A 10,312-nucleotide genomic window follows, 5' to 3' on the forward strand; every position below is an offset into this window, starting at 1 on the left:
TGTACCAATTCTGCAGGATTTCCCTTCCGATGTCCGCGCGTGTCCTTGTTGTCGATGACGTTCTGCCCAATGTGAAGCTGCTCGCGGCAAAGCTGACGCGCGAATACTTCAATGTGCTGACCGCCTTCAACGGACCCGACGCGCTGGAGATGGTGCGGAAGGAATCGCCCGACATCGTCCTGCTGGACGTCATGATGCCGGGCATGGACGGGTTCGAGGTCTGCGAGAAGATCCGCTCCGACCCCGCCACCATGCACATCCCGGTGGTGATGGTCACGGCGCTGTCCGACATCGCCGACCGCGTCCGCGGGCTGGAAGCGGGTGCCGACGATTTCCTGACCAAGCCGGTGAACGACATCGCGCTGTTCGCGCGCGTCCGCTCGCTGGTGAGGCTGAAGATGATGATGGACGAGTGGCGTCTGCGCGAAACCACGTCGGGCCAGTTCGGCGTCATCGAGCGCAGCGGCACCATGCTGAGCGAGTCCTTCGAGCGCGCAAACGTGCTGGTGCTGGAGGATTCCGCGCTCGACCTCGAAAAGATCACGGACACGCTGGAGCGCGACCACAACACGGTGACCTCCGCCGACACCTGCGCCAAGGCGCTGGAGCGTGCGCTGGGCAGCCCGCTCGATCTGGTGGTCGTCAGCCTGACCCTACTGAACGAGGATGGGCTGCGGCTCTGTTCGCAACTGCGCTCGCATGAGCGCACACGGCAGGTGCCAATCCTGCTGATGGTCGACGACGGCGACCTCGGACAGGTGGCGAAGGGGCTGGAACTCGGCGCCAACGATTACGTCATCAAGCCGGTCGACCGGAACGAACTGCTGGCCCGCGCCCGCACCCAGATCCGGCGCAAGCGCTATCAGGAACGGCTGCGCTCCAATTACGAGCAGAGCCTGTCGATGGCGCTGACCGACAGCCTGACAGGCGTCTTCAACCGCCGCTACGTCAACGCCCATCTGCCCCGGCTGCTGGAGCGCGCCATCGACAGCCACAAGCCGGTGTCGGTGCTGATGTTCGACATCGACCACTTCAAGGTGGTCAACGACACCTACGGCCACGCCATCGGCGACGAGGTGCTGCGCGAGGTTTCCGCCCGCGCCAGCCGCAACCTGCGCACCTTCGACCTCGTCGCGCGGCTGGGCGGCGAGGAGTTCATCGTCATCCTGCCGGACACCGATGGCGAAGCGGCGCTGATCGTGGCCGAGCGCCTGCGCTCGCGCATCGCCGATTTCCCCTTCGCCGTCTCGGCCGACCGCGGCGAGATCAACGTGACGGTGTCGATCGGCATCTCCATCGGCGGCCGGCTGGGCGATACCGCTGAAGGTCTGGTCCGCCGGGCCGACGAGGCGCTGTACGAGGCCAAGCGTTCGGGCCGCAACTGCGTGATCGCCGACGCCCGCGCCGACCAGCTGGAGGGGTAAGGGGCGGACCGGGCGCCCGCACCCCTTTTTCGTCCCCTTGCTGTCTCTGCTGCGCCGCACCATGTGGCAAAGCCGTTCCTTTCCACCGGCATCATTGGGGATCCGATGCTCGCCACCGCCAGCGGCGCCATCACCCATCTGGGCAGCAGCAGCCTTCTCGTTCCACTGTCCGCCCTCTATGCGACCGCGCTGTGGCGGCACCACTCGGCGCCGCTGGCGCTGCGCTGGCTGCTGGCCCTGGCGCTTTGCCTTGGCGCAATGGTCGTGCTGAAGCTGATCGGGCATGGCTGCGGCCTGCCGGACTTTCCGCTGTTTCCCTCGCTGTTCGCCGGCGACCGCTTCATCAGCCCCAGCGGCCACGCCGCCTTTTCCGCCGTCTTCTACGGGTCGGTGTCGGCGCTGGCGGCACGCAATGCTGAATCGCGCTGGCTGCGCATCGGCCTGCCGCTCGCGGCGGTGGCGCTGGTGCTGGCCATCGGGGCCTCGCGCGTCGCCGTCTCGGCCCACTCCGGGGCGGAGGTGGTGGCCGGCCTGACCATCGGCGGGCTGTCGGCCCTGCTGTTCCTGTGGAGCAGCCGCAAGGACGGCGCCCCGCGGCTGCGCCCCTCTCCCTGGCTGGCAGGTGCGATGGTGCTGGGGCTCGCCCTGCTGGTCCATGCCGGCGACCCGTCCTTCGTCGAAGGGACCATCCGCTGGGCCGCCCATCAGCTCGGCAGCGGGGCCGGCCTGTGCGAACTGGCGGGCCGTGTGTTCCCCGGCAGCCGCGGATAAGTCACCAACCGGGGTGAAGCCGGCGGCATCCTGTGTTATGACGGACGGCCGCGCACGGTCCCGCCAACACGGCGCCGTTCACGTCAATGCTTAAGCCAAAGGCTTGCGCTGCACCGCGTAAGATCCTATACCGACGCCCCGTTTCCGTTCCGTTCCATTTCCGCGCCCAATCCATCCAAACTGCCCTGGTCACCCCCGCACCGCATGTCGCTCTTCGATGCCTTGCCGCGTGGCCCTTCGTCGGGTGGCGCCGCCGTCCCCTTCGGTCAGGATGACCTGACGCGCGTCTTCGATGCCAAGACGCTGCAGCGCGGCCGCACGCTGATGATGACGGGTGCGGTGACGCTGGGTGCGTCCGGCAGCGACCGGATCGAGGCGGAGGTCAGCGACCTCGGCCGCCGGCTGTCGGTGACGGTGACCCCGGTGCAGGGCAAGCGCAGCGTGGTGCTTGACCGCACCTGTTCCTGTGGCCGCAACGCCTGCGCCCATATGGCGGCGGCGGCGATGCTGGCGCTGGAAAGCCGTCCGGAATGGCGCCGCGCCTCTCTGTTCGACGTGGCCGACGTGAAGGCGCCGCTTGCCCCGCCTCCTCCTCCGCCGGTTCCGGTCGCATCCCCGCCGGCCGCTGCCACCACCGTGCAGCCATCGGCGCTTCCTCCTGTGCCGCCGGCTGCTCCCAAACCCCCGCTCGCCCTGGTCCGCCCGCCGGCTCCGCCGCCGGTCCGCAGCGTGGCGCCACCCCCGCCGCCACCCGCCGCCGCCAAGCCGGAGCCGGTGCGCAGCCTGCGCTGGACGCTGGAGCCGGGGCAGGGCGATGTCGCCTGCTACATCCTGGCGGAGTTCGTGGCCGACGGGTCAGCCGACAGCAGCCCCGCCACCCCGCGCGACGTGCTGGCCAAGGCTCCGCGCTCGCTGGACGGCGATGCCGACCGCGCCATCGCCCGGCTACTCGGCGGCGGCGGCACCGAGCGCACCCCCGTCGCCAAGAGCCGGGGCGAGGCGGTGGACCGCCTGTTGCGCCGCCTGCTCTCCACCGGCCGCCTGCGCTGGCGCGACGGCACCCCGCTGGCCGAGGCATCGGGCCGCACCGTCCGCACCTTCCGCGATCCGGCCACGCGCAAGCTGCGCCCGACCGGCCTGCCCGAACGCAGCGTGCTGGTGAAGGGCCAGTCCTACTGGTGCGTCGACAGCGCCACCGGCACCGTCTTCCCGGTCGATCTCCAAGTGGTGGAGGTGCCGAAAGCCAAACCTGTGCCGCCCGCCCCGCCACCGCCGCCGGTACCGTCGAAGGCGACCCCGTCGCGCCTGTTCGGTCCGTCGCGCACTGGTGTCGCGTCGATGCCGCGCATCACTCCTCCACCTCCGTCAATTTCCACGCCCAGCTTCCGCGACAGCGGCATTCCCGGTGTGCGCAGCGGGGCGGCGGATGCCGCGGCCATCGTCGAGCGGTCCCCCCGCATCATCGCCCGCCTTGGCCGCGTGGTGACGCCGGCCGATGGGCTGGTCGACGTGCTGCGCCTGTCCTTCGACTATGGCGAACCCGGCAACGCGGTGGAGATTGAGCCCGACGACCAGCGCCAGTTCGCCCGCTACGAGGATGAGTTCAACGAGGTCACCTTCGTCCGCCGCGACAAGGCCGACGAGCAGGCGGCGCTGGACCGGCTGTCCGGCCTCGGCTTCGCCCAGGCGCGGATCGAGCCGCCCAAGGGTGCCTTGAACGCCCGCGGCTCGCGCGTCCATTGGCTGACCGGGCGGGACGTCGAGGAGCGCTGGCAGCATTTCCTGACCAACGAGGTCCCCGCCCTGACCAAGGCCGGCTGGATCATGGAGGTCGGCGCCGATTTCGGCACCAAGGTGATCGAGCCGGGGGCCGAGGTTGAGGTGGCGGTTCGCGATGCCGGCGACGGCTGGTTCGACCTGGATGTCGGTGTCGAGATCGACGGCGAGCGTCAGCCGCTGCTGCCGATCCTGGCCCGGCTGGTGGAGAAGGGCGGCCTGTCGACCACCCGGATCATCGACGGCCGCGCCCACATCGTTCTCGACGACGGCAACGTCCTGGCCCTGCCAGCCGAGCGGATCGAGCGGCTGCTCAGCGTTCTGGAAGCGATGCTGAACAGCGGGCGCAGCAGCGGCGACCGGCTGAAGGTGCCGCTGGCCGAGGCCGACTCGCTGCTGGACATCGACGACCTGATCGCCCGGCGCGGCGACGAGACGGCGCAGATCGACGGCTATCTCCAGCGCCTGCGTGCTGACGAGATGCCGGGCGACATGACTCCGCCGCCGGGCTTCAAGGGCGAGCTGCGCGACTACCAGCGCGGCGGCCTCGCCTGGATGCAGAGCCTGCGCGCCAACAACGTCGCCGGGATCCTGGCCGACGACATGGGCCTCGGCAAGACCGCCCAGACGCTGGCCCACATCGCCATGGAAGAGCATGAGGGCCGGCTGACCGAGCCCTGCCTGGTGGTGGTGCCGACCAGCCTCGTGCCGAACTGGGTGGCGGAATCGGAACGCTTCACCCCGCATCTGCGCGTCGTCGTGCTGCATGGCATCGACCGTCACGGCAAGCTGTCGGAGATCGACCGCGCCCACATCGTGGTGACCACCTATGGCGTGGTGGCGCGTGATGTCGATCTGCTGAAGCGCCTGACCTGGCACATGATCGTGCTGGACGAGGCGCAGGCGATCAAGAATCCCGACGGCAAGGCGACCCGCGCCGTGGCGGCGCTGCCGGCGCGGCACCGGCTCTGCCTGTCCGGCACGCCGGTGGAGAACAATCTGGGCGAGCTGTGGAGCCAGTTCGCCTTCCTGATGCCGGGCCTGCTGGGCGACCGCAAGGAGTTCGGCAAGCGTTACCGCGTGCCCATCGAGAAGCGCGGCGACAACACCCGCGCCAACCTGCTGATGCGCCGCATCCGCCCCTTCCTGCTTCGCCGCACCAAGGAGGCGGTGGCGAAGGAACTGCCGCCGAAGACCGAGGTGGTGGTACGCATCGACCTGGAACGCGACCAGCGCGACCTCTACGAGACCATCCGCCTGTCGGTGAACGAGACGGTGCGCGCGGCGCTGGCCGCGAGCGGCAAGGGGCTGGGCCAGAACGCCATCGCGGTGATCGACGCGCTTCTGAAACTGCGGCAGGTCTGCTGCGATCCGCGCCTGCTGAAATCCATTGCGGCGCTCGGCGGCAAGGCGCGGCCGAGCGCCAAGCTGCACGCCCTGACCGAAATGGTGAAGGAGATGGTGCCGGAAGGCCGGCGCATCCTGATCTTCTCGCAGTTCACCACCATGCTCGACCTGATCAAGCTGGAGCTGGAGAAGGCCGCCATTCCCTATGTCGAACTGACCGGCCGTACCCTGGACCGCGCCGAGCCGGTGAACCGCTTCCAGAACCGCGAGGTTCCGGTCTTCCTGATCAGCCTCAAGGCCGGCGGCCGCGGCCTGAACCTGACCGCCGCCGACACGGTGATCCACTACGATCCCTGGTGGAACCCGGCCGCCGAGGATCAGGCGACCGACCGTGCCTATCGCATCGGCCAGGACAAGCCGGTCTTCGTCTACAAGCTGATCGCCGCCAACACGGTGGAGGAGCGCATCCTCGACCTCCAGCGTCGCAAGGGCAGCCTGTCCGATGCCACCATCGAAGGCAAGGGTCTGGTCAGCGCGCTGGACGGCGGCGACATCGACTATCTGCTCGGCGACGGCGACGAGGAGTAGGGGGCGCTCGTTGGATGAAAGCGGCGACACGACTTTTTTGTGCAAATTTCCTACTAAAACAGAATATTTTCATTCTCGTCTCACAAAAGTAATCGTCGGAACCCTCCGCTGCATGTCGTCTCATCCATCCTGCCTTGCAGGTTCCCCGTGTTGCCCGCAGGCCCGGCGCGGTAAGCTGCCCGCGGTGCGCAACCGAAATCCGGAAGCCGAAGACGCACGGGAGGACAACAACCATGAGCGCCGCAGTCACCACCCACGATCCCAATCAGCCGCTGGTCCTGCGAGAGGACTGCGACGGGGTCGCCACGCTGACGCTGAACCGGCCGAAGGCGCGCAATGCTCTGTCGGTCGGGCTGATGGCGGCATTGCAGGACGCGCTGGACGCCATCGACGGGGATCGCTCCGTGCGGGCCGTGGTGATGACCGGGGCCGGTGGGGCCTTCTGTGCCGGGCACGACCTGAAGGAGATGCGCGCCGCCCCGTCGCGTGAACTGTACGAGGCGCTGTTCACCCAGTGCTCGCGCCTGATGCTGACGATCAACCGCATCCGCCAGCCGGTGATCGCCAAGGTGCGCGGCGTGGCGACCGCCGCAGGCTGCCAGCTGGTGGCGACCTGCGATCTGGCCTATTGCGAGGAGGACGCGCGCTTCGCGACTCCGGGCGTGAACATCGGGCTGTTCTGCTCGACGCCGATGGTGGCGCTGACCCGCGCGGTCGGGCGCAAGGCGGCGATGGAGATGCTGCTGCTGGGCGACCTAATTGATGCCGAGGAAGCGGAGCGCATCGGCCTCGTCAACCGCGCGGTGCCGGCCGACCAGTTGGACGAGGTGGTGGCCGGCGTCGCCGCCAAGATCGCGTCCAAGTCGCCGCTGACGCTCGCCACCGGCAAGGAAGCCTTCTATCGCCAGATCGATCTGGACGTGGAAGGCGCCTATGCCTACGCGGCCAAGGTGATGACCGAGAACATGATGGCGCAGGACGCCGCCGAAGGCATCGATGCCTTCCTCGGCAAGCGCACGCCGGTCTGGTGCGGGCAATGAGCGGCTCCAGGACGAGCGACCAGACAATCACCGAACCGGCGGACTACACCGACGCCTTCCTGCGCGGCGTTCTGGAAAGCGCGAAGAGCATCGCCGTGGTCGGCGCCAGCGCCGATCCGGTGAAGGCCAGCTTCTTCGTGATGAAGTACCTGCGCGACAAGGGCTACACCGTCATCCCGGTCAACCCGAAGATGGCGGGGCAGACCATCCTCGGCTTGGCCGTCTACGCCAGCCTGAGGGATTTGCCGGAGCCGCCGGACATGGTGGACATCTTCCGCAACTCCGCCGCCGCCGGCGGGGTGACGGACGAGGCGATTGCCGCCGGGGCCAAGGTGGTGTGGATGCAACTCGGCGTGCGCAACGACGAGGCGGCGGCACGTGCCCAGGCCGCCGGCCTGACCGTGGTGATGGACCGCTGTCCGAAAATGGAAATCCAGCGCCTCTATGGAGAGATCGGTCGGATCGGGGTCAATTCCAACGTGCTGGTGACGCGCCGCAGGGCGCCGACAAAATCCTTCAAAAAACTGATCTGAAAACTGGGGGAATCACACAAGATGACTGAGCAGAAGAGCTTCGGCTTCGAGACCCGCGCCATCCATGCCGGCGCCGCTCCCGACCCGGCGACCGGCGCCCGCCAGACGCCGATCTATCAGACCACCAGCTTCGTCTTCGAGAATGTCGACGATGCCGCCTCGCTGTTCAACCTGCAGAAGGTCGGCTTCATCTATTCCCGCCTGACCAACCCGACGGTGGCGGTGCTGGAAGAGCGTCTCGCCAACCTGGAAGGCGGCGCCGGCGCCACCGCGACCTCGTCGGGCCATGCCGCGCAGCTGTTGGCCCTGTTCCCGCTGATGGCGCCGGGCGACCACATCGTCGCGTCGAATAAGCTCTATGGCGGCTCGCTGAACCAGCTGGGCATCAGCTTCCCGCGCGCCTTCGGCTGGCAGCCCAGCTTCGTCGACACCGATACGGTGGACAACGTCAAAGCGGCGCTGACCGAGAAGACCAAGGCGATCTTCGTGGAAAGTCTCGCCAACCCCGGCGGCGTGGTGACCGACATCGAGGCCATCGCCAGGATCGCCGACGAGGCCGGCATCCCGCTGATCGTCGACAACACGCTGGCGACTCCCTACCTGATCAACCCGATCCAGTGGGGCGCCACGTTGGTTGTGCATTCGACCACCAAGTTCCTGTCCGGCAACGGCACCTCGGTCGGCGGCGTGGTGGTGGACAGCGGCAAGTTCGACTGGAGCAAGTCCGGCAGGTTCCCGGCGTTGAGCGAGCCCGATCCCGGTTACCACGGCCTGCGCTTCCACGAGACCTTCGGCCATCTGGCCTTCACCATCCATGGCCATGCCGTTGGCCTGCGCGACCTCGGGCCGAGCCAGGCGCCGATGAACGCCTTCCTGACGCTGAACGGCATCGAGACCCTGCCGCTGCGCATGCAGCGCCACGCCGACAGCGCGCTGAAGGTGGCGCAGTTCCTGGAAAGCCATCCGGCGGTCGGCTGGGTCAGCTATGCCGGGCTGGACTCGTCGAAGTACCGCGATCTCGCGAAGAAGTACCTGCCGCGCGGCGCCGGTGCGGTGCTGACCTTCGGCGTCAAGGGCGGCTTCGAGGCCGGCGTGAAGGTGGTGGAGAGCGTGGAGCTGTTCAGCCACCTCGCCAACATCGGCGATGCCCGCTCGCTGATCATCCACCCGTCCTCGACCACCCACCGCCAGCTGTCGGCGGAGGCCCAGGCCTCGGCCGGCGCCGGCCCCGACGTGATCCGCCTGTCCATCGGGCTGGAGACGCCGGAGGACATCATCACCGACCTCGATCGGGCGCTGAACAAGACGCTGGCGTAAGCTTCGAAAAACCGGCGGCGGGTTATTCCGCCGCCGGCAGCGGTTCCGCCACCGCCTCAGCCTTGCGGCGGTCGTCCGGCAGCAGCAGGGCAGCGGCGAAGGCCATGGCCGCCAGCACCGACAGGGTCAGGTAGAGCATGGTGAAGTCGCCGGTGCGCTCATAGACCCAGGCCACCAGTTGCACCGCCAGCGGACCCGCGCCGAAGGACAGGATGTATTTGGCACCATAGGCCAGCCCGCGATGCTTGTCCGGGGTGTAGCGGGCCAGCAGCATGTTCTCCGCCGGGATCTGCGTCTGCGAGGCGATGACGACGAAAGCGGCGGCGGCCACCAGCGGCAGCTCGGCCAGGACGGCCACCGCGGCCATCAGCGGAATCTGGGCCAGCAGGCAAAGGACATAGACCCGCTTCAGCGAATGACGGTCGGCCAGCACGCCGCCGATCATCTGCGGCAGGGCGGAAATCAGGTAGACCGCCGTTACCAGCCCGCCGACGCCCAGCGTGCCGCTGCCGAGCCAGCCGCCGAGACGCGCCTCGAACAGCTTGGGCAGCACCACCTGCATGGCGTTGAAGATCAGCCCGGCGCAGACCATGGTCAGCGACAGCACGAAGAAGGCGCGCACCACGTCGCCGCGCGACGGCTTGGGCTGCGGCTTCACGTCGGCATGACGGTCCTGAACCACGCCAGTCATCATCAGCAGGGCCAGCACAACGCCCAGCACGAGGCAGATCGCACCGGGGATGATGAAGGCCATGCGCCAGTTCAGCCATTGCGTCAGGCTGCCGGCGACCACCGCGGCGGTGGCGACGCCGAAGGTACCGAACAGGCCGAGCCAGCCCATCGCCTTGCCGCGGTTCTCGGCATTGGCCATCATCCAGGCCATGCCGACAGGGTGGTAGATCGACGCCCCCAGCCCCAGCAGGGCCAGCGACCACATCAGCATCTCCGGCCCGTCCGACAGCCCGGCCAGAACCGCCCCGGCGCCTGTCATCAGATAGAAGACGGCGATCATACCGGCCGAACTCCAGCGGTCGCCCAGCCAGCCGGCCAGCGGCGCGCCCAGCCCGATCATGAAGGCGCCCAGCGTCCATAGCCGGATCAGTTCGTCATAGGAGAGCTTCCATTCGGTCTCCAACGCCAGCACGATGGTCAGGAACAGCGCCGACACGATGTGCATCAGCGAATGCCCGACCCAGGCGAAGCCGACGGACAGCCGGGCCGAAGTCGGCGACGGCAGGGCGGCGCTGGCGGATGGGTGGTTCATCGAACGTCTCCGGCCCCGGATTTGTCCTCGCGGGGGAATGTTTTGCAGGCAAGCGAAGGATAAGGCTGGCACGGGATGGTTGAACCGTCCAATGCGCCTGCCTCATGGCGGGCATGCCGGGTGAAAATCCGGATCAGTCGTGAACGTTCCCGCGCATCTTCTTCACCTCCGACCGCTTGGCCTTGCCCTCCAGCCGCCGTTCCTTGGAGCCCTTGGTCGGCTTGGTCGGGCGGCGGGGCGGCGGGGGAGGGG

At 68.2% G+C, this 10,312-nt stretch carries 7 protein-coding genes; 6 read left to right on the forward strand and 1 reads right to left on the reverse strand.

Features of this window, described 5'->3' with window-relative positions:
• Positions 1–29 precede the first annotated feature (29 nt).
• The 6 genes from GBZ48_RS18030 (at position 30) to GBZ48_RS18055 (ending at position 8,796) form a co-directional block, all read left to right on the forward strand.
• Complete coding sequence (locus GBZ48_RS18030; RefSeq protein ID WP_174472254.1) at positions 30–1,424, forward strand: PleD family two-component system response regulator; 1,395 nt, start codon at positions 30–32, stop codon at positions 1,422–1,424.
• 105 nt (positions 1,425–1,529) lie between these two features.
• Positions 1,530–2,195 (forward strand): phosphatase PAP2 family protein, encoded by a 666-nt coding sequence (locus GBZ48_RS18035; protein WP_174472255.1) that lies wholly within the window; start codon positions 1,530–1,532, stop codon positions 2,193–2,195.
• 204 nt (positions 2,196–2,399) lie between these two features.
• Positions 2,400–5,906: a DEAD/DEAH box helicase gene (locus GBZ48_RS18040; RefSeq protein WP_174472256.1), complete on the forward strand. Its 3,507-nt coding sequence runs from the start codon at positions 2,400–2,402 to the stop codon at positions 5,904–5,906.
• A gap of 233 nt (positions 5,907–6,139) precedes the next feature.
• Positions 6,140–6,946 carry an enoyl-CoA hydratase gene (locus GBZ48_RS18045; RefSeq protein WP_174472257.1) on the forward strand — a complete coding sequence of 269 codons (807 nt, stop codon included), beginning with the start codon at positions 6,140–6,142 and terminating at the stop codon, positions 6,944–6,946.
• Entirely contained in the window at positions 6,943–7,479 is a 537-nt protein-coding gene (locus GBZ48_RS18050) for a CoA-binding protein (protein WP_174472258.1), read from the forward strand. The genes GBZ48_RS18045 and GBZ48_RS18050 overlap by 4 nt, the downstream gene beginning before the upstream one ends.
• 21 nt (positions 7,480–7,500) lie before the next feature.
• Positions 7,501–8,796: an O-acetylhomoserine aminocarboxypropyltransferase gene (locus GBZ48_RS18055; protein WP_174472259.1), complete on the forward strand. Its 1,296-nt coding sequence runs from the start codon at positions 7,501–7,503 to the stop codon at positions 8,794–8,796.
• A gap of 22 nt (positions 8,797–8,818) precedes the next feature.
• Here the strand turns inward: GBZ48_RS18055 and GBZ48_RS18060 are convergent, their stop codons facing one another.
• Positions 8,819–10,060, reverse strand: coding sequence for an MFS transporter (locus GBZ48_RS18060; RefSeq protein WP_174472260.1), 1,242 nt, complete (start codon positions 10,058–10,060; stop codon positions 8,819–8,821).
• Between the last annotated feature and the right edge of the window lie 252 nt (positions 10,061–10,312).

The organism is Azospirillum melinis, from assembly GCF_013340935.1.
Taxonomy (GTDB): domain Bacteria; phylum Pseudomonadota; class Alphaproteobacteria; order Azospirillales; family Azospirillaceae; genus Azospirillum; species Azospirillum melinis.